A 22448-nucleotide genomic window follows, 5' to 3' on the forward strand; every position below is an offset into this window, starting at 1 on the left:
ACGCGGGCCGCAACGCTATCAGCGACAGGACCCGGGCGGAGGATCGGACATGAGCGGATTGCTGGCTCTCCTCGACGATGTTGCGGCGATCGCCAAGGTTGCGGCGACGTCAGTCGACGATATCGCGGGCGCGGCGGCCAAGGCCGGTGGCAAGACCGCGGGCGTGCTGATCGACGACGCCGCTGTGACGCCGCGCTACGTGCACGGATTCGCGCCCGCGCGCGAGCTGCCGATCATCTGGCGGATCACCAAGGGATCCTTCCGCAACAAGCTCTTGGTGCTGCTGCCCGTGGCGATGGCGCTGTCGCATTTCGCGCCCTGGGCGATCACGCCGCTCCTGATGCTGGGCGGCGCCTATCTCTGTTTCGAGGGGGCCGAAAAGGTCTTCCATTTCCTCTTCCCGCATGGCGATCCGCATGTGGAGGCCGACATGGCCACCGGCGATCCGGGCCACCTTGAGGAACGCAAGGTCGCGGGGGCGATCAAGACCGATTTCATCCTGTCGGCCGAGATCATGACCATCGCGCTGTCCGAGATCCCGGCCGGCGCGTTCTGGATGCAGGCCGCGACACTGGCGCTGGTCGGCATCCTGGTGACGGTCGCGGTCTATGGCAGCGTGGCACTGATCGTGAAGATGGACGATATCGGGCTGCATCTCGCGGGCGCCGCCCGCACGGCGCCAGGCCGCGCGCTGGGGCGCGGGCTGGTGCGCGCCATGCCGCGGCTCATGAGCCTGCTCTCCACGGTGGGCACGGCGGCGATGCTCTGGGTCGGCGGCGCGATCGTCCTGCACGGGCTGGAAGTGCTGGCGCTGCCCGGTCCGGGCCACCTGATCCACGGCATCGCCCTGGCCGCCGCCCATGCCGCGCCCGCCGCGCTTGTCGGCGCCGTGGAATGGGCTGTGACCGCCGGGCTGAACGGGCTCTTCGGCCTCGCGCTGGGGCTCGCGCTGATCCCGGCCGCCACCCGTCTCGTGGGCCCGCTCATCGCCGCGCTGCGGCCGCGGGCGGACTGACCGCCCGGTTTCTTCTTGCCCGAAATATCCTCGGGGGGCGGCCCCGCGCCGCGGGGCCGGGGGGCAGACAGCCCCCCAGCCCGGCCGGTCACTTCAGCAGCGACTTCACCTTCTCGGCGGTGGCCTCCGCGGTGATGCCGAAATGGGCGTAAAGTTCGGGCGCGGGCGCGGAGGCGCCGAAATCGTGCATCCCGATGAATCCCGACTTCTCGCGCCGGCCGCGCTCGCCATAGAGCCAACGGTCCCAGCCGAAGCGAATGCCGGCCTCCACGGCGACGCGAACCGGTCCGGCGGGCAGGACGCGCTTGCGATAGGCCTCGTCCTGGGCCTCGAACAGCTCCCAGCACGGCATCGAGACCACGCGCGTGCCGATGCCCTCGGCCTCCAGCAGCGCGCGGGCGGCCATCGCGATCTCCACCTCCGAGCCGGTGGCCAGCAGGATCGCCTTCCGTTTCGCCCCGGCCTCGGCCAGCACATAGGCGCCCTGCGCGGTCAGGTTCTTCACCTTGTGCTCGCGGCGCAGCGTGGGCAGGCCCTGCCGCGACAGCGCCAGCACCGAAGGGGTGCGCACACTGGTCAGCGCCAGTTCCCAGGCCTCGGCGGTCTCCACCGCGTCGGCGGGCCGGAAGACCCTTGTGTTGGGCGTGGCGCGGCAGATCGCCAGATGCTCGACCGGTTGATGCGTCGGGCCGTCCTCGCCCAGCCCGATGCTGTCATGGGTCATCACATAGACCGTGGGCACCCCAATCAGGGCCGAGAGCCGCATCGCGCCCCGCGCGTAGTCGGTGAAACACAGGAAGGTGCCGCCATAGGGACGGATGCCGCCATGCAGCGCCATGCCGTTCATCGCCGCCGCCATGCCGTGCTCGCGGATGCCGTAATAGACATAGCGGCCCTTGCGGTTGCCGGGCTCGAAAATGCCCAGATCGCCGGTCAGCGTGTTGTTGGAGCCGGTCAGGTCCGCCGAGCCGCCGATCGTCTCGGGCATCACCGGATTGATCACCTCCAGCGCCATCTCGCTGGCCTTGCGGGTGGCGACCTTGGGCGCCTCTTCGGAGAGCTGCTTCTTGAGTGCCTTGATCCGGGCCGAAAGCTGCGCTGGCGCTGCGCCCGAAAGCACGCGCTCGAAGGCACGCCGGCGGCCGGCGCCCTGTTCGGCGAGCCGGGCTTCCCAGGCCTGCCGCTCATCCGCGCCGCGCGCCCCGATTGCCGCCCATTGCGCGCGGATGTCGTCGGGGATCTCGAAGGGGCCGTAGGGCCAGCCGTAGATCTCGCGGGTGGCGGCGATCACGTCCTCGCCCAGCGGCGACCCATGCGCGGCCGAGGTGCCCTCCTTGCCCGGCGCGCCGAAGCCGATATGGGTGCGGCAGGCGATCAGCGTGGGCCGCGAGGATTTTCGCGCCGCGCTCAGCGCCCGGTCGATGTCGTCCGGGTCGTGCCCGTCGCAGGAGAGCACGTGCCAGCCCGCAGCCTGGAAGCGCTTCTTCTGGTCCGTCACGTCCGACAGTTCGATCTTGCCGTCGATGGAGATGCCGTTGTCGTCCCACAGCACGGTGAGCCGGCCCAGCCGCTGCCGCCCGGCAAGCCCGATCGCCTCGTGGCTGATGCCCTCCATCAGGCAGCCGTCGCCGGCGATCACCCAGGTGTGGTGGTCCACCAGCTTGCGCCCGAAACGCGCGCGCAGAGACTCCTCGGCCATCGCGAAGCCCACGGCGTTCGATATGCCCTGTCCGAGCGGCCCGGTCGTGGTCTCGACCCCCGCGGCATGGCCGTATTCGGGATGCCCCGCGGTCCGCGCGCCAAGCTGGCGGAAATTCCTGATCTCATCCAGCGTCATGTCCTCGTAGCCGGTCAGGTGCAGCAGCGCGTAGAGCAGCATAGAGCCATGCCCGGCGGACAGGATGAAACGGTCGCGGTCGGGCCAGGCGGGGGCGAAGGCGTCGAACTTGAGGTGCTTCTCGAAGAGCACCGTGGCCACGTCGGCCATGCCCATCGGCATGCCGGGATGGCCCGACTTGGCGGCCTGCACGGCGTCCATGGCCAGGGCGCGGATCGCGCAGGCGTTCTGCCAGTGCTGGGGATGGGTCTTGCGAAGATCGGCGATTTCCACTGGGGCGCGCTCCCTTGAGGTCGCTGTCGCGACATTGGACATTGGGCGCGTGATAGCAGCCCGCGCGTGAAGTGCAAGCGCTGCACCGCCGCGTCGTTGCCGGGGGGCAGCATTTTCCGCACGCATTGGGTAGACTGGCGCCGGGAGCGCGTTTGGTCGATTCGGAACGGGCTGGAACGGACAGGACGGACGCATGAGCGAGTTGAACGAGTTGGAAGGCCGCATCCGCGCGGCGCTTGACCGGATCGCGGCGGGGCTGGATGCCGGCACCGCGACGGGAGGTGACCGGAACGCCGCACTCACGGCAGCGCTGGAGCGTGCCGAGGCGACGGTGCAGGAGACCGGCGAGCGGATCGCGAAGCTGGAGGAGAAGGTCGCGGGCCTGATGGAGCATATTTCACTCAAGGAAACCCAGATCGCCCAGCTTGGCAACGTGAATGCGGAACTGCGCGCCAGCAACGCCAAACTGCGAGAGCAGAACGAGGCGATGCTGGGCGATGCCGATGCGGTGGAGGAGGGGCTGCGCGCCGAGTTGCACGCGCTCACAGTCGCACGCCAGGCCGAGGCCGCCGAGATCGACGCGATCCTGCGCGACCTCAAGCCGCTTCTGGAACAGGAGGCCGCAAATGCCTGAGGTTTCGATCGAGATCGGCGGCCGGGTCTTCCAGGTCGCCTGCCAGGACGGGGAGGAGCATTTCCTGCGCGCCGCCGCGGCGATGCTGGATGGCGAGGCGCAGGTTCTGGCCGAACAGATCGGCCGGCTGCCGGAATCGCGGATGCTGCTGATGGCGGCGCTGATGCTGGCCGACAAGACCGCCGGGCTGGAGGAGGATTTGCGCGCCCTACGCGACGATCTGGCCGAGAAGCAGGCGCTGATCGAGGAGATGCGCGAGACGCCCGCGCCCGCTCCGAAGCGCGTCGAGGTGCCGGTGATCCCCGCCGAAGTGACCGAAACGATGGCCGAGATCGCGGCGCGCGCCGAGGCGCTGGCCGATCAGGTGGAGGAACGCGCCGCCGGCTGAGCCGGCGGCGCGAAGGAAATGAAAAAGCCCGGCGCGGGGAACCCTGCCGGGCTTTCTGGGCCTTCGGGCTGCGCCGCGTCTAGGCGTTGGCTTCGCGGATCTTCTCGGCCGCGGCCTTGTCGTAGCCGACGCCCTGGGTCTCGAAGAGCTTGTCCAACTCGCCCGACAGCGTCATCTCGGTGATGATGTCGCAGCCGCCCACGAACTCGCCCTTGACATAGAGTTGCGGGATGGTGGGCCAGTCGGAATAATCCTTGACGCCCTGCCGGATCGCGTCGTCGCTCAGCACGTTCACGTCGGTGAACTCCACGCCCATGTAGCTCAGCACCCCCGCCACGCGGGAGGAGAAGCCGCATTGCGGCATGGATTTGGTGCCCTTCATGAACAGCACCACGTCGTTGGATTTCACGGTGTCGTCGATCTGGGTCTTTGCATCGGTCATCTCGGGGCCTCTGTATTTGAAGTGGTCACTGCGGGCTCGCTTGCGTCCGTCTCGCCGGGCGGCGGCACGTAGCCGGGAGCGCTCGTATCGATTGGAAAGTTAGACCGGTCGTAGACGGCCGGACCGTGCTTCCACCACTGTCGGACCTTCATCCAACCCGCCCCGACGAAGATCGCGACGAAGGGCGTCAGGACCAGAATGGCCAGCGGATGTGGATCGAGCGCCGCCACGATCTAGCCCGGCGCCTTGGTGGTCAGGGCGAGCGCGTGCAACTCGCCATTCGTCCCGTCCATCTTTCCCTTCAGCGCGGCATAGACCGCACGTTGCTGCTGCACGCGGTTCTGGCCGCGGAAGCTCTCGTCGATCACCTCGGCCGCGTAGTGGTTCCCGTCGCCGGCCAGATCGGTGATCGTGACCTGCGCCTCGGGGAACACCTCGCGGATCAGTCGCTCGATCTCGGCTGCTTCCATCGCCATCGGCTTCTCCCTTTTCGGTTCGCAACAGAATTAGTGCGCGCAAAGCCGCAGAGCAAGGTCTGCCGTTCAAGCCAGGGCGGCGGCGAAGGCGCCGCGCCAGAGCGATTTCAATTCGTCCATCGGTGTGGCCGACCCACCCAGGGCGATCCCGGCGTCGCCGAACCGGCCGACCTGCTGCGCGGGCACCCCGGCAGCGTCGGCCGCGGACAGCAAGTCATCGAGCGCGTCCGGCGCCACTGCCAGAAGGTAGCGCGCCTGATCCTCCCCGAAGAACCAGCCGGCATCGCCGTCCTTCAGCGCCAGCCCGGTGCCCGCGGCCTCGGCCATCTCGAAGCCGGCCAGCGCCAGCCCGCCATCGGAAAGGTCGGTCGCGGCCCGAATCAGCGCGTGATTGGCGCGCAGGAACTCGCCATGCCGCCGTTCGGCCTCCAGATCCACGTGCGGCGCGTCGCCGTCCTCGCGCCCGAAGGCCTCGAAAAGCAGCGCCGACTGGCCCAGATGGCCCTTGCCCGTGCCGATCAGTACCGCCGCGTCGCCGTCCTGCGCAGGTCCCGCGATCATCTCCTCCAGCGAGGCCAGCAGCCCGACCGCGCCGATCGTGGGGGTGGGGAGGATCCCGCTGCCGTCGGTCTCGTTATAGAGGCTCACATTGCCCGACACGATGGGCATGTCGAGCGCCGCGCAGGCCGCGCCGATGCCCTGTATGCAGCCCACGAACTGGCCCATGATCTCGGGCTTCTCGGGGTTTCCGAAGTTCAGGTTGTCGGTGCTGGCGAGCGGCCGCGCGCCCACCGCGCAGAGGTTGCGATAGGCTTCGGCCACCGCCTGCTTGCCGCCTTCCACCGGGTTGGCGCGGCAATAGCGCGGCGTCACGTCCGAGGTGAAGGCCAGCGCCTTGCCGGTGCTATGCACCCGCACAACGCCCGCGCCCGCGCCGGGGCGGCGCACGGTATCGGCCATGACCATATGGTCGTATTGCTCGTAGACCCAGTTCTTTGCGGCATGGTTAGGCGATGCCAGAAGCGCGCGCAATCCTTCGACCGGCGCGATCGCGGGGACATCCGCCAGCGGCGCGGCGGGCGCCGTTGGCTCCCACGGGCGGTCGTATTCCGGGGCGGTGCCCGAGAGCGCCTTGAGCGGCAGGTCGGCCATCACCCGGCCGCCATGCTCGATCACGAAACGGTCCTCGGCGATGGTCTCGCCCACCACGGCGAAGTCGAGATCCCACTTGTCGAAGATCGCGCGGGCGACGTCCTCCTTCTCGGGACGCAGTACCATCAGCATGCGCTCCTGGCTCTCCGAGAGCATCATCTCGTAGGCGGTCATGTTCTCTTCGCGGCAGGGCACCCGGTCGAGATCGAGCCGGACGCCGAGGCTGCCCTTGTCGCCCATCTCCACCGCCGAACAGGTCAGCCCCGCCGCACCCATGTCCTGGATCGAGATCACCGCGCCGGTCTGCATCAGCTCCAGACAGGCCTCCAGCAGGCGCTTCTCGGTGAAAGGGTCGCCGACCTGCACGGTCGGGCGCTTCTCCTCGATCGTGTCGTCGAATTCAGCCGAGGCCATGGTCGCTCCGCCGACGCCGTCGCGCCCGGTCTTGGCGCCCAGATACACGACCGGCATGCCGACGCCGGACGCGGCCGAATAGAAGATCTTGTCGCTCTCTGCGAGTCCCGCGGCGAAGGCGTTGACCAGGCAATTTCCATTATAGGCGGGGTGGAAGCGTACCTCACCGCCCACGGTGGGCACGCCGAAGCAGTTGCCGTAACCGCCGATCCCTTCCACCACACCGGCCACCAGGCGGCGTGTCCTGGAGTGATCGGGGGCGCCGAAGCTCAGCGAATTCATGGCCGCGACGGGCCGCGCGCCCATTGTGAAGACGTCGCGCAGAATGCCGCCCACGCCGGTCGCCGCGCCCTGGTAGGGCTCGATATAGGAGGGGTGGTTGTGGCTTTCCATCTTGAAGACCACGGCCTGCCCGTCGCCGATATCCACCACGCCCGCATTCTCGCCCGGCCCGCAGATGACCTGTGACCCCTCGGTGGGCAGGGTGCGCAGCCATTTCTTGGAGGATTTGTAGGAACAATGCTCGTTCCACATGGCCGAGAAGATGCCAAGCTCGGTAAAGCTGGGGTCGCGGTTGAGAAGCCGCAGGATCTCGGCGTATTCCTCGGGCTTGAGCCCGTGCGCTGAGATAAGCTCCTCGGTGATCTGCGGCTCGTTCATGTTGCGTCTTCCCCTGCCAGCCCGGTCGCGCCCGTCATAGGCCAAGCCGGCACGATGGAAAAGGGGCAAGAGGGCGCGCCCGGCGCCAAAAAAAAGGCCGAGACGAAAGTCTCGGCCGAAGTCCAACAGGGAGGTAGAAGAGGCTTGCCGCAATGCAGCGAAACGCCGTCTTCTGAGAAGGCATGTAGGGGCTGGTTTCTGTGCAATCAAGAAAAAACACGGACGGTGCGTCGCATAGCAGCTATGGCTGTTGCGCATATCTCGCGTAATTCGACAGCAAGGAGCGGCCTATTCCGCCTGTTCCTTCGCCTCTTCGAGTTCGCGCAGGCGCTTGCGATAGGCAAAGATCTCTTCGGTGACGAACGTCCGGAACGCCTCTATCCGCTTGGAATGACGCAGTTCTTCCGGGTAGGCAAGGTAAACAGGCACTTCGTTGGATGCAATCTCGGGCAGAACCCGCACAAGATCCGGGAAGTCGTCCGCCAGATAATTGGGCAGAACGCCAATCCCGAGATGATTGAGCACGCCTTGTAACACGCCGAAGTAGTTGTTTACCGTCAGGTGCGCCTGGATATCGGCACTCAGCAGCGTGCGGACCAGCGTCGCACCGGCGCTGACCTGGGCGCTGGTTGTGTTCTGGCTGATCACCCGGTGTTGCGTCAGTTCCTCCAACTTTTGCGGAGTGCCGCGCGCCGCTAGATATTCCGGCGAGGCGAAAAGGCACATATGCACGTCCATCAGCTTGCGCCGCACGAGATCGGCCTGGCTGGGCTCCTTCATGCGGATCGCGACATCGGCCTCGCGCATCGGCAGATCGAGCACGCGCTCCTCCAGCATCAGGTCGATCTTCAGGTCGGGATAACGGTCATAGAGCTTGCCCAGCCGCGGCGCGAGCCACAGCGTGCCGAAACCGATCGTGGTGGTCACGCGGAGTTGCCCGAATACCTCGTCCTCGCTGTCGCGGATGCGCGCCTCGGCCGTGTCGAGCCGGCGCACCATCGCCGAGGTCGCGTCGAAGAGAAGCTCCCCCTGTTCGGTGAGAATCAGTCCCCGCGCATGGCGGTGGAAGAGGGTGGTGTTGAGGCTTTCCTCCAGTGCCCTGACCTGGCGGCTGACCGCCGATTGCGACAGATGCAGCACCTCGCCCGCATGGGTGAGACTGCCGGCATCCGCCACGGCGTGAAATATTCTTAGCTTGTCCCAGTCCATGACTGTCGGAGTCTTTCCCTGTCGGGGGGATGCGTTTGGTCAAGTTACCCGGCCCCATGCTGCATTTGCAAATGGAGAGTTGTGAAAAAATTCCCCTATGAAGGTCAGTTTCTTTGACCTAATATCAGACTATATTGCAGGCCATAGGGAGGCACGCCATGAGCATAGAGGATATTCGTCTTTCGGACCGGTTCGATCTGGGCAAGTCCCAGGTCCTGCTGAACGGAACGCAGGCCCTGGTCCGGCTCATGCTGATGCAGAAGGCGCGCGACCGCGCCCTGGGGCTGAACACGGCGGGCTATGTCACCGGCTATCGCGGCTCGCCGCTGGGTGCGGTGGACATGCAGATGGCGCGGGCGGGAAAACTTCTCGAAGCCGCCGACATCACCTTCCAGCCGGGGCTCAACGAGGACCTGGCGGCGACCGCGCTCTGGGGCTCGCAGCAGGCCGAACTGCGCGGCGAGGGCAAGTATGACGGGGTGTTCGGGCTCTGGTACGGCAAGGGGCCGGGGGTGGACCGCACCGGCGACGTGATGCGGCATGCCAACATGGCCGGCACCAGCCCCCATGGCGGCGTGCTGATGGCAATGGGCGACGACCATACCGGCGAAAGCTCCACCACCTGCCACCAGTCGGACTGGGCGCTGGTAGATACCTACATGCCGGTCGTGTCGCCCGCGGGCGTGCAGGAGATCCTCGATTTCGGGCTCTACGGCTGGGCGCTGTCGCGGTTCGCCGGCGTCTGGGTCGGGCTCAAGACCATGAAGGACACGATCGAGGTCACGAGCGTCGTCGATGGCAGCCCCGACCGGCTGCAGTTCGTCACGCCGGACTTCGAGATGCCCGAGGGCGGGTTGAACATCCGGCTCGGCGATCACTGGATCCCGCAGGAAGCCCGGATGATCGACTACAAGCGCTACGCGGCCGAGGCGTTTTCCAAGGCCAACCGCATGGACAAGCGCGTCTGGGGCCGGCCCGGCGCCAAGATCGGCTTCGTGGCGGCGGGCAAGAACTGGCTCGACCTCGTACATGCCTTCGACCTGCTGGGCATCGACGCGCCGGAGGCCGACCGGCTGGGCCTGACCACCTACAAGATCGGCCAGACCTTCCCGCTGGACATGGACGGCTTCCACGACTGGGCCGAGGGGCTGGACCTGATCGTGGTGGTCGAGGAGAAGCGCAAGCTGATCGAGGTGCAGATCAAGGAGGCGATCTTCGACGACCGCCGCGGCCGTCGCGTCTATGGCTGGTACAAGGGCGGCGCGGGCGGCATGCATCAGGAGGAGTTGTTCCCGACCCGCATGGCGCTCGATCCGGTGATGATCGCCGAGAAAATCGGCGCGATCCTGATCGAGGAAGGCCGCGGCACCGACCGCGTCAAGGCGGGGCTGGCCTTGCTGGAGGAAGCCCGCAAGGCCGACAACGCCCCCGAAATCGCGTCGCGGCTGCCCTATTTCTGCGCCGGCTGCCCGCACAACACCTCGACGAAACTGCCCGAGGGCAGCCGCGCCTATGCCGGAATCGGCTGCCATATCATGGCGCTCTGGATGGACCGCGAAACCTCGGGCTACACCCATATGGGCGGCGAGGGCGCGAACTGGATGGGCGAGGCGCCGTTCTCGACCCGCGATCACGTCTTCCAGAACCTGGGCGACGGCACCTACAACCATTCCGGCATCCTGGCGATCCGGGCGGCTTTGGCGGCGGGCACCAATATCACCTACAAGATCCTTTACAACGACGCCGTGGCGATGACCGGCGGGCAGCCCAATGAGGGCGATCTTCATCCCGACCGGATCGCCCGCGAATTGCAGGCGATGGGAGTGGAGCATATCGCGCTGGTCTATGACCCCAATGAAGAGCCGGATCGCAAGAGCTTCCCTGCCGGGCTGACCTGGCACGAGCGCGACGAGTTGCCCGAGGTGCAGGAGAAATTCGCCCGGACCAAGGGCGTCTCGGCGATCATCTACGTGCAGACCTGCGCGGCCGAGAAGCGCCGCCGGCGCAAGCGCGGCACCTTCCCCGATCCCGACAAGCGGGTCTTCATCAATACGGATGTCTGCGAGGGCTGCGGCGATTGCGGGGTGCAGTCGAACTGCGTCGCCGTCGTGCCCAAGGAGACCGAACTTGGCCGCAAACGGGCCATCGACCAGTCCGCTTGCAACAAGGATTTCTCCTGCCTCAAGGGCTTCTGCCCGTCCTTCGTGACGCTGGAGGGTGCGAAGATCCGCAAGGAGGCCAGCGTCGAGGTCGATCTTCCGGATCTTCCCGAGCCCGTGCTGCCGCACATCGACGGGACCCATAACGTAGTGATCACCGGTGTCGGAGGGACCGGCGTCGTGACCATCGGCGCGATCCTCGCGCAGGCCGCGCAGATCGACGGCAAGGGCGCGGGAGTGATGGAAATGGCGGGGCTCGCGCAGAAGGGCGGGGCGGTGCATATCCATTGCCGCCTGGCCGAGCGGCCCGCCGATATCTCCGCCATCCGGGTCGCCACGGGCGAGGCCGATTGCGTGATCGGCGGCGACCTGGTGACGACGGCGGGGGCCAAGACGATCGGGCTGATGAAAACCGGCCGCACCCTGGCGGTGGTCAACAGCCACGAGATCATCACCGGCGCCTTCACCCGCGATCCCGAGTTCCGCCTCCCCTCGGAGGAACTGACGCTGTCGCTCCAGGCCCGGCTGGGCACCGGACGGGTGGATTTCCTTGACGCCACGGAACTGTCGCGCCGCCTGATGGGCGACTCGATCTATTCCAACATGATGATCCTGGGCGCGACCTGGCAGCGAGGCGGCGTGCCGCTGAGCCTGGAGGCGATCGACAAGGCGGTGGAGCTGAACGGCGCGGCGGTGGAACGCAACAAGCGCGCCTTCAGCCTGGGCCGCTGGGCGGTGGAGCATCCCGCCGAAGCCGCCAAGGTGCTGACCGACACGGTGATCGACAAACCCCGGAGCCTGGAAGAACGGATCGCCTACCGCGCCGATCACCTGACGGCCTATCAGTCCGAGCGGCTGGCGCGGCGCTATCGCAAGCTGGTGGATCAGGCCGGGGACGCGGCGCTACGCGAGGCGATCGCGGAGGGCTATCACAAGCTGCTGGCCTACAAGGACGAGTACGAGGTCGCACGGCTGCTGCTCGACACCGAGGCGAAGGCGCGGGAGGAATTCGAGGGCGATTTCACCATGACGTATCACCTTGCGCCGCCGATCCTGGCAAAGGAGGGCCGGGACGGCCGACCGAAGAAGCGCGAGTTCGGCCCGTGGATCCGCAAGGGCTTCGGGATGCTGGCGCGGCTGAAATTCCTGCGCGGCACACCGTTCGACCCGTTCGGACGCTCGGCCGAGCGCCGGATGGAGCGCGCGCTTATCCAGGAGTATGAGGCCGACATGAAAAAGGTGCTGGCGCGCTTCGGACCCGAGACGCGGGAGACCTGCATCGCGCTGGCCCGGCTGCCGCTCGACATCCGCGGCTTCGGCCCGGTCAAGCAGGCCAATGCCGAAAAGGCCGCCAAGCGCCGCGAGGAGCTTCTGGCGGCGCTGCGCGACCCTCAGGGGGCGGCGAAAGTGGCGGCGGAATAGATCCTGCGCTTGCAGGAATCATGCAGAATTTGGAGACAGTCATCGTATTTTATCGGCAATTGTTTTCAAAATTCGAACAATCAGCCTTTCTTGCGGATCAGATACGCGCGCGCTGCGCCGGCGGGCTCACTGCCCAGCAGTTCATGCCCCTGTTCGGTGCAGAAATGTGGCACATCCACCACCGCCGCGGGGTCGTCGGACAGCACCCGTAGTACCGCGCCAGGCGCCAGTGCCTGAAGCCTCTTGCGGGCCTTCAGGACGGGCAGGGGGCAAAGCAGCCCGGTGGCATCGAGTTCGGCATCCCAGCTCATGCGCCGCACTCTAGCCGCAGGTTACAGACTGTCCACGGGAATTTGAAAGCTTTCCGAGTGACCCCGCCCGCTCGAGCGGTTACACCAAGCCCATGATCGGAATCGATATCATCGACGCAAGCCTGCTGCCCGCGATGCTGATCGCGCTGGCGGCGGGGCTTTTGTCCTTCCTGTCGCCCTGCGTGCTGCCCATCGTACCGCCTTACCTGGCCTATATGGGCGGCATCTCGATGACCGAGATGGCCGGCACGGGCGGGGTGCAGGCGCGCAAGCCGTTGCTGGCCGCGGCCTTCTTCGTGCTGGGGCTCTCCACCGTCTTCATCTTCCTGGGCTTCACGGCCTCGGCCTTCGGCGCGCTCTTCCTGCAGAACCAGCAGATTTTCAACACGCTGGCGGGCATCGTCGTGATGATTTTCGGGGCGCATTTCGTGGGCGTCTTCCGCATTCCGTTTCTCGAACGCGAGGCGCGCATCGACGCGGGCGACCGGGGCGGATCGGCCATCGGCGCCTATGTTCTGGGGCTGGCCTTCGCCTTCGGCTGGACGCCCTGCATTGGCCCGCAACTCGGCGCGATCCTGACGCTGGCCGCGTCGGAGGCCTCGGTCGAGCGCGGCACGACGTTGCTGGCGGTCTACGCCGCCGGGCTGGGCATACCCTTCCTGCTGGTCGCCGCCTATTTCCCGCGCCTGACCGGGCTGATGGGCTGGATGAAACGCCATATGGAGCGGATCGAGCGGATCATGGGCCTGCTGCTCTGGACCATCGGGCTGCTGATGATCACCGGCGGGTTCTCCGATCTTTCCTTCTGGCTTCTGGAAGCCTTCCCGTCGCTGGCGCTTCTGGGCTGAGGCGGGTATCGCGCCGGGGGGCTTATTTTCGCCCGCTATCCTGTCTATGCTGCCCGCGCAGGCGGCAGAAACGAAGGGCGCGATGACGTCAGGCGAGGCAGAATCGGCAGCTACAGTGCGCCGGCGGCGGGTGTTCTACATCCCCGGCTACGATCCATTCCACCCGCGCCGCTACCGCGAGCTTTATCGCCGCGAGGCCGCCGCGCAGGCGGAAATCTCGGGCTACCGGATCGCCGTGACGGGCCGCACCGGCGCCGAGGTCTATGGCTGGGACGTGGCCGCGGCGATCGAGGGCGCGGAGGTCACGGCAGATATCGAGGTCCTTGTCTGGACCGACATCGTGCGCGATTCGATGACGGGCGGCATCGTGCAGACCTATCTGCTGTTGCTGCGCACCGCCTGGATCTACATCTCAACCGGCGCGTTGTGGCGGCTGGTGCGGCTCAGGAAGGGTCCGGTCGTCGCGGCGCTCTACCCGGTGGTGATGCTGCTGGGGCAACTGGCGCTGGCGCTGCTGCTGGCCTGGGGCGTGGCGCGGCTGGCCGGGCTTCTGCTGCCGGGCTGGGCGGGCTGGATCCTGGGGCTGGCGCTGGTGCCGCTGGTGCTGGAGTGGTTCCGGCGCCTCGACGCGAAGCTCTTCGTCTATTACCTGATGCATGACTACGCCTTCTCGGCGCGCTGGCGCGGGGCGATGCCGCCGGTTCTCCAGGCCCGGATCGAATCTTTCGCCGACCGTGTGGCGGAGGCGCTGGCGGAGAAGCCCGACGAGGTGCTGATCGTCGGCCATTCCTCCGGCGCGCATATTGCACTGGCGATGCTCGCGGGGCTGATCCGCGCCGGACGCCTGCCCGCGGACGGACCCACCGTGTCGCTGCTGACGCTCGGCCAGGCGATCCCGATGGTCAGCTTCCTGCCCGAGGCGCGCGACCTGCGCGCCGATCTGCGGTTGATGAGCGAGCAGACCCATGTGGCGTGGATCGACATCTCGGCCCCCGGCGACGGCTGCTCCTTTGCGCTTTGCGATCCGGTCAGCGTCTCGGGCGTCGCGCGCGCCGCCAAGCGCTGGCCGCTGGTGCTGTCGGCGGCCTTCACGCAGACGCTCGCGCCGGAGACCTGGACGCGCCTGAAACGGCGCTATTTCCGGCTGCATTTCCAGTATCTCTGCGCCTTCGACCGGCCCGGCGACTATACCTATTTCGCCGTCACCGCGGGGCCGCGGACCCTGTCCGCGCGCTTCGCGCATCGTGCCCCCTCGGCCAGCCGGATCGAGACACCGCTCTCGCCCTACCGGGACTGCGCGCCATGAGCCGGCTGCCGCCCAAACCCGCCTCGCGCCCCGGCGGCCGGGTCTCGGCCTGGCGTTACCTTAGGCTTTTCCGCCAGGACATCTTCTCCAGCCAGCCCGCGCGGCTCTACCGCGCCTGGATGGCCGAGTTCCGCACGCCGTTTTTCCGCTCCTACCTGGTCAACCAGCCCGACCTCGTGCATCTCGTGCTGCAGGACCGGCCCGAGGATTTCCCGAAATCCGGCCGCATCGCCGAGGGGCTGCGCCCGCTTCTGGGCCGGTCGGTCTTCCTGACCAATGGCGAGACCTGGAAGCGGCAGCGCCGGATCATCGACCCGGCCTTCGAGGGCGGGCGGCTGCGCGACACCTTTCCCGCCATGGTCGCGGCGGGGGAGGCCGCCGTGGCGCGGCTCATGCCGCTTGCCGATGGCGACGCGGTGGAGGTGGAGGCGCAAACCTCGCATCTGGCCGCCGACGTGATCTTCCGCACGCTCTTCTCGATCCCGATCACGCATCACCTGGCGGCCCGCGTCTTCAGCGAGTTCCGGGACTACCAGCGTACCCAGCCGCTTCTGAACCTGGCCGCCTTCGTGCCGCTGCCGCGCTGGATGCCACGGCTCCACGGACGCCGGACGCGGCAGAGCGCCCGCGCGATCCGGCGGCTGATCACCGCGCTGACCGAAGACCGCCGGCGGGCCATCGACGCAGGGACCGCCCCCGACGACCTGGCGACCAAGATCATGACAACCGCCGATCCGGAGACCGGCGCGCGCTTCGCCACAAGCGAGATGGTGGACCAGGTCGCGATCTTCTTTCTCGCCGGGCATGAGACATCGGCCTCGGCGCTGGCATGGGCGCTTTACCTGATGGCCGAGAATCCGGAGGTGCAGAAACGGCTTGCCGCCGAGGCGGAGGCGGTGCTCGCGCAGGGGGCAGCCTTCGGTGCCATGTCGCGGCTGCCGCTGGCGCGCGACGTCTTCCGCGAGACGCTGCGGCTCTACCCGCCGGTGCCGATGATGGTCCGGCAGGCGGCGTGCCCGGAGCGATTCCGAGACCGCGAGGTGGCGCCGGGCAGCCAGATCGTGCTGAGCCCCTGGCACCTGCACCGGCATGAGCGGCTCTGGGACAATCCCGACGGGTTCGACCCGGAGCGCTGGCGCACCGGGAACGGCAAGACCTGCCAACGCGAGGCCTATATGCCCTTCTCGGCGGGGCCGCGCGTCTGCACCGGGGCGGGGTTCGCGATGGTGGAGGGACCGCTGTTGCTGGCGATGCTCTGCCGGGCCTTCCGCTTCGCCCCGGTGCCGGGCGACGCGCCGGTGCCGGTGGCGCATCTGACGGTGCGTGCGAAAGACGGAATACGGCTGCGGCTCACGCGCCGCGACGCCCCGCCATCGGCAGGAGGCGAGGCCGGTTAACCCTTGCGGTAATGGCGCAGGACATGGACCCGGATCGCCGAGGCCAGGCCCGCCTCCACCCCGCGGGCCGCGTCGATCTCGGCGGCGAGAACGTTGACGGGCTTTCCCTGCTCGGCGGCGATCTCGCGGAAGGCCTGCCAGAACTCGTCCTCGAGCGAGACGCTGGTGCGGTGCCCGCGCAGCGTGAGCGAGCGTTTGACGGGCCGCGCGCTCATCGGGCTTGCCGCGCGCGACGCGCGGCGGGGCGGGAGGGGGCGCTGCCCCCTCGGCGTGCGGCCTCACCCCCGGAGTATTTGGAGAAAGATGAAGCCGGGGCCGGGCAGGGTGCGCGGGCCTCAGTCATCGGAGCGCCTGTGCTGGTCGAGCGTTCGGCGGGCCTTGTCGGCCCGCGCCTCTTCCAGCGCCTTCCGGGCCTTGCTGCGGCCATGCAGGCGCGCATTTTCTTCGGCGCGGGTTTTTTTGGCGGCCCGCGCCTTTTCCTTGCGGAAACGGTTCAGGTTGACCGGCCCGTCATTCATGCCGGCGTACTCATTTCGGTCCGATCATGTCTTCGGGGCGCACCACGCGGTCGAAGGTTTCCGCATCGACGAAGCCCAGCGCGATCGCCTCTTCCTTCAGCGTGGTACCGTTCATGTGCGCGGTCTTTGCGACCTTGGTGGCGTTGTCGTAGCCGATCTCGGGCGCGAGCGCGGTGACCAGCATCAGGCTCTCGCGCATGAGTTTCTCGATCCGGGGTTCGTTGGCGCGGATGCCCGAGAGCATCCGCTCGGTGAAACTGTCGGCGGCGTCGCCCAGAAGCTGGATGGATTGCAGGAGGTTGTAGGCCATCATCGGGTTGTAGACGTTGAGCTCGAAATGCCCCTGGGAGCCGGCGAACTTGATCGCCGCGTCGTTGCCCATGACATGGGCCGCCACTTGCGTCAGCGCCTCGGCCTGCGTGGGGTTGACCTTGCCCGGCATGATCGAGGAGCCGGGCTCGTTTTCCGGCAGGATCAGCTCGCCCAGGCCCGAGCGGGGGCCGGAGCCCAGAAAGCGGATGTCGTTGGCGATCTTGTAGCAGGCGCCGGCGACAGTGGCGAGCGCGCCGGACATGAAGACCATCGCGTCATGGGCCGCGAGGGCCTCGAACTTGTTGGGGGCGGTGACGAAGGGCAGGCCGGTGATCTCGGCCATGTTGGCCGCCACGGTCTCGCCCCAGCCGGGCGCGGTGTTGAGCCCGGTGCCTACGGCGGTCCCGCCCTGCGCCAGTTCGTAAATCCCGTGCAGCGCCGATTGCACGCGCGACATGCCCATGCGGATCTGATGCGCGTAGCCGGAGAACTCCTGCCCCAGGGTGAGCGGCGTGGCGTCCTGCGTATGGGTGCGGCCGATCTTGATGATGTCCTTGAACTCGTCGGACTTGGCCTCCAGTCCGGCGGCCAGTTTCTCCAGCCCCGGCAGCAGCACGTCGCGCACGCTCATCGCGGTGGCGATATGCATGGCGGTGGGAAAGGTGTCGTTGGAGCTTTGCCCCATGTTGCAGTGGTCGTTGGGATGGACCGGATCCTTGGAGCCGATCTCGCCACCCAGGATTTCGATGGCGCGGTTGGCGATCACCTCATTGGCGTTCATGTTGGATTGCGTGCCAGACCCGGTCTGCCAGACGACGAGCGGGAAATTGTCGTCGAGACGGCCTCCGATCACGTCGCCGGCGGCCTGGATGATGGCGTCGGCGCGTTTTGCATCGAGCTTGCCGCTGGCCTTGTTGGCCTGGGCGCAGGCTTTCTTGATCACGCCGAGCGCGCGGACGATCGCCACCGGCTGCGTTTCCCAGCCGATCGGGAAATTCATCAGGCTGCGCTGGGTCTGCGCCCCCCAGTACTTGTCGGCGGGAACCTCGAGCGGGCCGAAGCTGTCGGTCTCGGTGCGGGTCTTGGTCATGTGCGTCCTCCGTTTGCGGCGTCAGTCATAACGCCAAACGGGGGAAATTCAATGCGGTCGCGCGGCGCGGAAGCGGTAAACCTGCGCGGGCGGCAGGTTGGCCCAGACCATGCCCAGATCCTCGACCTCCAGCCCCAGTTCCGCGCGGCGCTCGGCCGATACGATCTCGCGCGGGCTGTAGGTGATCTGGGTGAAGAAGCCCTCGGGCCGCATGACGCTGAAGGCCTTGCCCAGGAGTTCGCGCTGAAGCTGCGGGCGGGCCAGCAGCGGCACGCCGGAGATCACCGCCGCGACGCCCGTGAGGCCAAGGTCGCCGATGTCCTGCGCGGGGCGGTTGAGCACAGAGACGCCCGGAAAGGTGTGGGTCAGTTCCTCGCAGAACCGTTCGCTCGTCTCCAGAAGGGTCAGGCGCTCGGGCGCGACGCCGCGCTTAAGGATCGCGCGGGTGAAGGCGCCGGTGCCCGGCCCGATCTCGACCACCGGGCCTTCGGTGCCTTCCAGACCCAGCGTCATGCGCCGCGCGGCCGCACCCGAAGACGGGCCGATGGCGCGCACATCGCCGGGATTGCGGATCATCTCGCCCAGAAAAAGCGCAAGTTCCTTTACCATGACGGATCTCCTTCGCAACTTCCCGACAGGTATACGCGCAGGGGCGGCGGGTTCAACCCGTGGCGGGAAAACTTCATGCAGACGTTACCCTCGGCGCGGCGAACCGCCTATTTGCGGAAGCTGTCTAGGCTGACGACCTCGGCCTCTTTCTTGCTGTCCTCGAGGATCTCCTGATGCGGCGCCTCGGCGATCTCCTCGCCGTCCTCGGCGTCTTCCGCGTCGGCCGTGGCTGTCTCGAAGCGCAGGCCGAACTCCACCGAGGGATCGACAAAGGTCAGGATCGCGTCATAGGGGATGACCAGCGGTTCGGGACGGTCGCCGAAATTCAGGGTGACGGTGAATCCGTCGGGGCGCACGTCGAGATTCTCGAACCAGTGCTGGAGCACGATCGTCATCTCGTCGGGATAGCGTTCGCGAAGCCAGTCCGCGATCACCACATCGGGATGGTTGGTGTCGAATGTGATGAAGAAATGATGCTCGCCGGGAAGCCCATGCGCGGCGATGTCGCCCAGGACCTCGGCAATCAGTCCGCGCATCGCGCGGTGCATCAGATTTCCATAGTCGATAGTGCGCTGCATGGCCGATCCCTAACGGATGCAATGGGCCAAGCATAGGGGATTCGCGAGGGATGAAAAGGGGGCGCGATGCGCGTTATCCGTGTGCTGTGGAAGTGCAGGCTTCTGTTGCCAGGTGCCTGCGAACCCCGCCTGACGTTGCTAGACGCCAGGGCTTAAGTTTCGGTGTTGTTACTGCTTACGCAGCAACGGCCACCGGAGCACGGTTGTCGTTGGCAACTGTACTTTGCGGACCGATAACGGTGGTACCTCACCGGGCGAAAGCTGACACCTTTAGACGTTCGTCGATCCTGTTTCGGCCCCTGATGCCCCCAACGAGGGAGAATTGGTGGAGCCGCCGGGTACCGCCCCCGGGTCCGATCCGCTTATTACGTGCGCGTTTATCGCCATAGTCCCCGAACGGGAACGCAACAGATGTAAGCTGTCCGGCGCTTCGGATCAAGGGGTTCGACGCGGCGCGGGCCGGCGCGCGCCCACCACCGGATGCCCGACCTCGCGCAGGAGCTTGGCGCGCATCGCGCGTTCGTAATCGCCGTAATCGGCGGCGGTCTCGACAAAGGCGCCGGGGCCGCGGATCACCTCGCGCAGGTAATATTCGGCCAGCGGCACGCCGCCGGCGATGTCGCCGGAATGGTCGAGCGGCAGCGCCCCGCCGATGACCAGCCCGTTGACCGTCACGCCGGGCAGGGCGCGTGCCGCTGCATTCGGTGCTATGCCGCTGTTGTTGCGCCCGTCGCCGGAGATGTCGAGCGTCGCGCGGCCACAGGCTGGCGCGCCTTGCAGAAGGGTGGCGGCATGGGTCATGGCCGCCCCGATGGCGGTGCGCCCGGCCATGTTGCCGCGCCGTTGCGCCGCGATGCGCCGGATCGCGGCCTCGCTGTCGAGCAGCGTCCAGCCCAGCACCTGCGCCTGCTGCACGGCGCCCGACCATTGGAAGACCGCCAGCGCGACCGGCGGCGCGGCCGGGTCGAGCAGGATCTCGCGAACCTCCGGCGCATCGAGCGCCCGCGACAGCCCCTCGGTCTGCTGGCCGAACTCGCGCGTGTCCACCGAGGCGGAGACGTCGAGCGCCAGCACCAGGGCCAGCCGGCAGGCCGCCGCCGGCGCGGGGCCGAGCGCCAGGCAGAGCGCGAGGGCGCGGGCGCGGCGCATCCGGTCAGCCGCCGTCCCTGGCGCCCGGACCCGCCGCGCCGACGATCAGACTGCCGATCTCGCGCAGGAGTTTGCGCGTCATGGCGCGTTCGAAGGCGCCGTAGCCGGTCGCCGGCTCAAGGAACGCACCGGGGCCGCGCAGCACCTCGCGGCGGAAATAGGCGGACAGCGGCGCGCTGCCATCCTCGATCACCAGCGCGTTGACCGTCACGCCCTCGAAGGGGAAATGGGCATAGGCCAGATGCGGGCCGAAGCCGTCATTGTTGATCCCGTCGCCGGAGACATCGACGACCTTGCGCGCACAGTCGGGGGCGCGGGCGAGCAGCCCCGCCGCGTAGCCCAGCCCGTAGCCCAGCGCGGTGGGGAATTCCGTTTCCGAGCGTTGGGCCGCGGCCAGTCGCACCGTCACCCGTGCCAGGTCCGCCTCGCTGCGCAGCGCCGTCCAGTCGAGCACCGTGCTCTGCTTGTAGCGCCCGCTCCATTCGAAGGCGGCCAGGCTGACCCAGCGGCCGGGCGTGCCCAGCAGGGCGTTGCGCACATCGGGCGCGTTGAGCGCCGCCGCCAGCCCGTCGCGCTGGAGCGCGTATTCGCGCGCATCGACCGAGGAGGAGACGTCGAGCGCCAGCACCAGCGCCAGGTCGCAGCCCGCCCGCGCGGGCAGCGGCAGGGCCAGCGCGGCGGCGAGGCAAAGGGCGCGGAGCGGGACCATCGCCCTACCAGTGGCCCGTGTTGTCCATGCTCGCCCAGGGCTCCGCCGGGGCCTTGGCCGCGCCCGCCTGCAAGAGCTCCACCGAGACGTTGTCGGGCGAGCGCACGAAGGCCATGCGTCCGTCGCGCGGCGGCCGGTTGATCGTCACGCCATTGTCCATCAGATGCTGGCAGAGCGCGTAGATATCCTCGACCTCGTAGGCGAGATGCCCGAAATGCCGGCTGTCGGAGGGTAGCCCGTCGTCGCCGTCCCAGTTATAGGTCAGTTCCACCGGCGTCTCGGGCTGGTCCGGCGGGGCCATGAAGACCAGCGTGAAGCGCCCCGCGTCGTTGTCCCAGCGGCGGGTTTCCTCCAGCCCCAGCAGGCGGAAGAAATCCATCGTCGCGTCGAGATCCTTCACGCGCACCATCGTATGGAGATATCGAATCTTCATCTTGTGTCCCTCCCGTGTCTTCCCGCAATATATAGCTAAGCCGAATCCGCAAATCCGACCGCCTCAGGGGGTAACATATGCCACTCACACCGGAACAACAGGCCGAGATCGACACATTGCGTGCCACGCCCCGGCCGACTCTGCGCGCCGTCTCCGAGGGGATGGAGGCGCATCTCTACACCGCCCATCCGGTGCTCGATCACGGCTTCCTGCGGGTGATCGACTACATGGGCGACGACAGCGCCATCGTGCAGGCGGCGCGGGTGAGCTATGGCGCGGGGACGAAGCATGTCTCCAACGATGCCGGGCTGATCCGCTACCTGATGCGGCACTGGCATTCGACGCCCTTCGAGATGTGCGAGGTCAAGTTCCACGTGAAGCTGCCGGTCTTCGTGGCCCGCCAGTGGATCCGGCACCGCACCGCGAACGTCAACGAATACTCCGCCCGCTACTCGATCCTCGACCGCGAGTTCTACATCCCCGAGCCCGACGCGCTGGCCGCGCAATCCACCGTCAACAACCAGGGCCGCGGCGCGGTGCTGGAAGGGGCCGAGGCCGCGCGCGTGCTGGAGACGCTGAAATCCGACGCCGCGCGGGCCTATGACCATTACGAGGAGATGCTCAGCCAGGACGGCCAGCAGGGTCTGGCGCGCGAGCTGGCGCGGATGAACCTGCCGGCCAACGTCTATACGCAATGGTACTGGAAGACCGACCTGCACAACCTCTTCCACTTCCTGCGCCTGCGGGCCGACGCCCACGCGCAATACGAGATCCGCGTCTATGCCGAGGCGATGTGCAAGCTGGCGGCCGACTGGGTGCCGCTGGCCTATGCGGCCTTCGAGGACTACCGGATGGGCGGCGCCACGCTCTCGGCCAAGGCGCTGGACTGCGTGCGGCGGATGCTGAAGGGTGAGGAGGTGACGCAGGAGAACTCCGGCATGTCAAAGGGGGAGTGGCGGGAGTTTCAAAGTGTAATTGATGGTTAGGGTCAGGACTCATAGCCAATAGATGACGGTTGCGGCGAGTGCGATGGCGGAGAGGAATACCTTCGGGCATCGGTCATATCGGGTTGCGACCCGTCGCCAGTCTTTGAGCCTACCGAACATG

22 protein-coding genes, 1 other RNA gene and 1 pseudogene are annotated in these 22448 nt (G+C 67.4%); 8 read left to right on the top strand and 16 right to left on the bottom strand.

The window, feature by feature from the left end; genetic code table 11:
* Positions 1–49: 49 nt before the first annotated feature.
* Complete coding sequence (locus tag DDZ14_RS14640; RefSeq protein ID WP_109425725.1) at positions 50–1015, top strand: DUF808 domain-containing protein; 966 nt, start codon at positions 50–52, stop codon at positions 1013–1015.
* 88 nt (positions 1016–1103) lie between these two features.
* Here the strand turns inward: DDZ14_RS14640 and tkt are convergent, their stop codons facing one another.
* Positions 1104–3125 (bottom strand): transketolase, encoded by a 2022-nt coding sequence (gene tkt, locus DDZ14_RS14645; RefSeq protein WP_109425726.1) that lies wholly within the window; start codon positions 3123–3125, stop codon positions 1104–1106.
* 193 nt (positions 3126–3318) lie between these two features.
* Here tkt and DDZ14_RS14650 point away from each other — a divergent pair, with 193 nt between their 5' ends.
* Both DDZ14_RS14650 and DDZ14_RS14655 read left to right on the top strand, forming a co-directional pair.
* Complete coding sequence (locus DDZ14_RS14650) at positions 3319–3759, top strand: hypothetical protein (protein WP_109425727.1); 441 nt, start codon at positions 3319–3321, stop codon at positions 3757–3759.
* The gene (locus tag DDZ14_RS14655; RefSeq protein WP_109425728.1) at positions 3752–4147 is read left to right on the top strand and encodes a cell division protein ZapA; all 396 of its coding nucleotides are present in this window, start codon (positions 3752–3754) and stop codon (positions 4145–4147) included. Before DDZ14_RS14650 ends, DDZ14_RS14655 begins: the two co-directional genes overlap by 8 nt.
* A 79-nt stretch (positions 4148–4226) precedes the next feature.
* Here DDZ14_RS14655 and grxD read toward each other — a convergent pair whose 3' ends face one another.
* The 4 genes from grxD to DDZ14_RS14675 form a co-directional block, all read right to left on the bottom strand.
* Positions 4227–4589 carry a Grx4 family monothiol glutaredoxin gene (gene grxD, locus DDZ14_RS14660; RefSeq protein WP_109425729.1) on the bottom strand — a complete coding sequence of 121 codons (363 nt, stop codon included), beginning with the start codon at positions 4587–4589 and terminating at the stop codon, positions 4227–4229.
* A 233-nt stretch (positions 4590–4822) separates the two neighbouring features.
* Complete coding sequence (locus DDZ14_RS14665) at positions 4823–5065, bottom strand: BolA/IbaG family iron-sulfur metabolism protein (protein WP_109425730.1); 243 nt, start codon at positions 5063–5065, stop codon at positions 4823–4825.
* 66 nt (positions 5066–5131) lie between these two features.
* Positions 5132–7291: a phosphoribosylformylglycinamidine synthase subunit PurL gene (gene purL / locus DDZ14_RS14670; protein ID WP_109425731.1), complete on the bottom strand. Its 2160-nt coding sequence runs from the start codon at positions 7289–7291 to the stop codon at positions 5132–5134.
* Positions 7292–7579: 288 nt separating this feature from the next.
* Positions 7580–8500, bottom strand: a complete 921-nt coding sequence (locus DDZ14_RS14675; RefSeq protein WP_109425732.1) for a LysR family transcriptional regulator — start codon at positions 8498–8500, stop codon at positions 7580–7582.
* A gap of 158 nt (positions 8501–8658) precedes the next feature.
* Here DDZ14_RS14675 and DDZ14_RS14680 point away from each other — a divergent pair, with 158 nt between their 5' ends.
* Positions 8659–12081: an indolepyruvate ferredoxin oxidoreductase family protein gene (locus DDZ14_RS14680; RefSeq protein ID WP_109425733.1), complete on the top strand. Its 3423-nt coding sequence runs from the start codon at positions 8659–8661 to the stop codon at positions 12079–12081.
* A gap of 80 nt (positions 12082–12161) precedes the next feature.
* Here the strand turns inward: DDZ14_RS14680 and DDZ14_RS14685 are convergent, their stop codons facing one another.
* Positions 12162–12392: a sulfurtransferase TusA family protein gene (locus tag DDZ14_RS14685; RefSeq protein ID WP_109425749.1), complete on the bottom strand. Its 231-nt coding sequence runs from the start codon at positions 12390–12392 to the stop codon at positions 12162–12164.
* Between the two features lie 92 nt (positions 12393–12484).
* Here DDZ14_RS14685 and DDZ14_RS14690 point away from each other — a divergent pair, with 92 nt between their 5' ends.
* The 3 genes from DDZ14_RS14690 (at position 12485) to DDZ14_RS14700 (ending at position 15943) form a co-directional block, all read left to right on the top strand.
* The gene (locus tag DDZ14_RS14690; RefSeq protein WP_109425734.1) at positions 12485–13240 is read left to right on the top strand and encodes a cytochrome c biogenesis CcdA family protein; all 756 of its coding nucleotides are present in this window, start codon (positions 12485–12487) and stop codon (positions 13238–13240) included.
* 82 nt (positions 13241–13322) lie between these two features.
* On the top strand, positions 13323–14546 hold the full coding sequence (locus DDZ14_RS14695) for a hypothetical protein (RefSeq protein WP_109425750.1): 1224 nt from the start codon (positions 13323–13325) through the stop codon (positions 14544–14546).
* The gene (locus tag DDZ14_RS14700) at positions 14543–15943 is read left to right on the top strand and encodes a cytochrome P450 (RefSeq protein ID WP_109425735.1); all 1401 of its coding nucleotides are present in this window, start codon (positions 14543–14545) and stop codon (positions 15941–15943) included. The genes DDZ14_RS14695 and DDZ14_RS14700 overlap by 4 nt, the downstream gene beginning before the upstream one ends.
* Here the strand turns inward: DDZ14_RS14700 and DDZ14_RS14705 are convergent.
* The 9 genes from DDZ14_RS14705 to DDZ14_RS14745 form a co-directional block, all read right to left on the bottom strand.
* Entirely contained in the window at positions 15940–16158 is a 219-nt protein-coding gene (locus tag DDZ14_RS14705) for a ribbon-helix-helix domain-containing protein (protein WP_109425736.1), read from the bottom strand. The genes DDZ14_RS14700 and DDZ14_RS14705 overlap by 4 nt on opposite strands.
* A 120-nt stretch (positions 16159–16278) precedes the next feature.
* Positions 16279–16461, bottom strand: coding sequence for a DUF4169 family protein (locus tag DDZ14_RS14710; protein WP_109425737.1), 183 nt, complete (start codon positions 16459–16461; stop codon positions 16279–16281).
* A gap of 10 nt (positions 16462–16471) precedes the next feature.
* Positions 16472–17863, bottom strand: coding sequence for a class II fumarate hydratase (gene fumC, locus DDZ14_RS14715; RefSeq protein ID WP_109425738.1), 1392 nt, complete (start codon positions 17861–17863; stop codon positions 16472–16474).
* 48 nt (positions 17864–17911) lie between these two features.
* The gene (locus DDZ14_RS14720) at positions 17912–18472 is read right to left on the bottom strand and encodes a class I SAM-dependent methyltransferase (protein WP_109425739.1); all 561 of its coding nucleotides are present in this window, start codon (positions 18470–18472) and stop codon (positions 17912–17914) included.
* A 107-nt stretch (positions 18473–18579) separates the two neighbouring features.
* Positions 18580–19050 carry an SspB family protein gene (locus DDZ14_RS14725; protein ID WP_109425740.1) on the bottom strand — a complete coding sequence of 157 codons (471 nt, stop codon included), beginning with the start codon at positions 19048–19050 and terminating at the stop codon, positions 18580–18582.
* A 91-nt stretch (positions 19051–19141) separates the two neighbouring features.
* Positions 19142–19493: a transfer-messenger RNA gene (ssrA, locus tag DDZ14_RS14730) on the bottom strand.
* Positions 19486–20199 (bottom strand): DUF1194 domain-containing protein, encoded by a 714-nt coding sequence (locus tag DDZ14_RS14735; RefSeq protein ID WP_158275540.1) that lies wholly within the window; start codon positions 20197–20199, stop codon positions 19486–19488. The genes ssrA and DDZ14_RS14735 overlap by 8 nt, the downstream gene beginning before the upstream one ends.
* 4 nt (positions 20200–20203) lie before the next feature.
* The gene (locus DDZ14_RS14740) at positions 20204–20908 is read right to left on the bottom strand and encodes a DUF1194 domain-containing protein (RefSeq protein ID WP_109425741.1); all 705 of its coding nucleotides are present in this window, start codon (positions 20906–20908) and stop codon (positions 20204–20206) included.
* 4 nt (positions 20909–20912) lie between these two features.
* A complete protein-coding gene (locus tag DDZ14_RS14745; RefSeq protein WP_109425742.1) occupies positions 20913–21341 on the bottom strand; it encodes a VOC family protein in 429 nt (142 codons plus the stop codon).
* 77 nt (positions 21342–21418) lie between these two features.
* Here DDZ14_RS14745 and thyX point away from each other — a divergent pair, with 77 nt between their 5' ends.
* Entirely contained in the window at positions 21419–22327 is a 909-nt protein-coding gene (thyX, locus tag DDZ14_RS14750; RefSeq protein WP_109425743.1) for an FAD-dependent thymidylate synthase, read from the top strand.
* Between the two features lie 9 nt (positions 22328–22336).
* On the opposite strand, the pseudogene DDZ14_RS14755 reads toward thyX, so the two are convergent.
* Positions 22337–22448 (bottom strand): annotated as a pseudogene (locus DDZ14_RS14755) (IS5/IS1182 family transposase); the annotation flags it as partial.

The organism is Maritimibacter sp. 55A14 (assembly GCF_003122205.1).
Classification (GTDB): domain Bacteria; phylum Pseudomonadota; class Alphaproteobacteria; order Rhodobacterales; family Rhodobacteraceae; genus QEYE01.

Excerpts from the sequence above, each read along its gene's own strand:
- DDZ14_RS14640 (WP_109425725.1), top strand. The coding sequence starts at position 50 with ATGAGCGGATTGCTGGCTCTCCTCGACGATGTTGCGGCGATCGCCAAG.
- DDZ14_RS14650 (WP_109425727.1), top strand. The coding sequence starts at position 3,319 with ATGAGCGAGTTGAACGAGTTGGAAGGCCGCATCCGCGCGGCGCTTGAC.
- DDZ14_RS14655 (WP_109425728.1), top strand. The coding sequence starts at position 3,752 with ATGCCTGAGGTTTCGATCGAGATCGGCGGCCGGGTCTTCCAGGTCGCC.
- grxD (WP_109425729.1), bottom strand. The coding sequence starts at position 4,589 with ATGACCGATGCAAAGACCCAGATCGACGACACCGTGAAATCCAACGAC.
- DDZ14_RS14665 (WP_109425730.1), bottom strand. The coding sequence starts at position 5,065 with ATGGCGATGGAAGCAGCCGAGATCGAGCGACTGATCCGCGAGGTGTTC.
- purL (WP_109425731.1), bottom strand. The coding sequence starts at position 7,291 with ATGAACGAGCCGCAGATCACCGAGGAGCTTATCTCAGCGCACGGGCTC.
- DDZ14_RS14675 (WP_109425732.1), bottom strand. The coding sequence starts at position 8,500 with ATGGACTGGGACAAGCTAAGAATATTTCACGCCGTGGCGGATGCCGGC.
- DDZ14_RS14680 (WP_109425733.1), top strand. The coding sequence starts at position 8,659 with ATGAGCATAGAGGATATTCGTCTTTCGGACCGGTTCGATCTGGGCAAG.
- DDZ14_RS14685 (WP_109425749.1), bottom strand. The coding sequence starts at position 12,392 with ATGAGCTGGGATGCCGAACTCGATGCCACCGGGCTGCTTTGCCCCCTG.
- DDZ14_RS14690 (WP_109425734.1), top strand. The coding sequence starts at position 12,485 with ATGATCGGAATCGATATCATCGACGCAAGCCTGCTGCCCGCGATGCTG.
- DDZ14_RS14695 (WP_109425750.1), top strand. The coding sequence starts at position 13,323 with ATGACGTCAGGCGAGGCAGAATCGGCAGCTACAGTGCGCCGGCGGCGG.
- DDZ14_RS14700 (WP_109425735.1), top strand. The coding sequence starts at position 14,543 with ATGAGCCGGCTGCCGCCCAAACCCGCCTCGCGCCCCGGCGGCCGGGTC.
- DDZ14_RS14705 (WP_109425736.1), bottom strand. The coding sequence starts at position 16,158 with ATGAGCGCGCGGCCCGTCAAACGCTCGCTCACGCTGCGCGGGCACCGC.
- DDZ14_RS14710 (WP_109425737.1), bottom strand. The coding sequence starts at position 16,461 with ATGAATGACGGGCCGGTCAACCTGAACCGTTTCCGCAAGGAAAAGGCG.
- fumC (WP_109425738.1), bottom strand. The coding sequence starts at position 17,863 with ATGACCAAGACCCGCACCGAGACCGACAGCTTCGGCCCGCTCGAGGTT.
- DDZ14_RS14720 (WP_109425739.1), bottom strand. The coding sequence starts at position 18,472 with ATGGTAAAGGAACTTGCGCTTTTTCTGGGCGAGATGATCCGCAATCCC.
- DDZ14_RS14725 (WP_109425740.1), bottom strand. The coding sequence starts at position 19,050 with ATGCAGCGCACTATCGACTATGGAAATCTGATGCACCGCGCGATGCGC.
- DDZ14_RS14735 (WP_158275540.1), bottom strand. The coding sequence starts at position 20,199 with ATGCGCCGCGCCCGCGCCCTCGCGCTCTGCCTGGCGCTCGGCCCCGCG.
- DDZ14_RS14740 (WP_109425741.1), bottom strand. The coding sequence starts at position 20,908 with ATGGTCCCGCTCCGCGCCCTTTGCCTCGCCGCCGCGCTGGCCCTGCCG.
- DDZ14_RS14745 (WP_109425742.1), bottom strand. The coding sequence starts at position 21,341 with ATGAAGATTCGATATCTCCATACGATGGTGCGCGTGAAGGATCTCGAC.
- thyX (WP_109425743.1), top strand. The coding sequence starts at position 21,419 with ATGCCACTCACACCGGAACAACAGGCCGAGATCGACACATTGCGTGCC.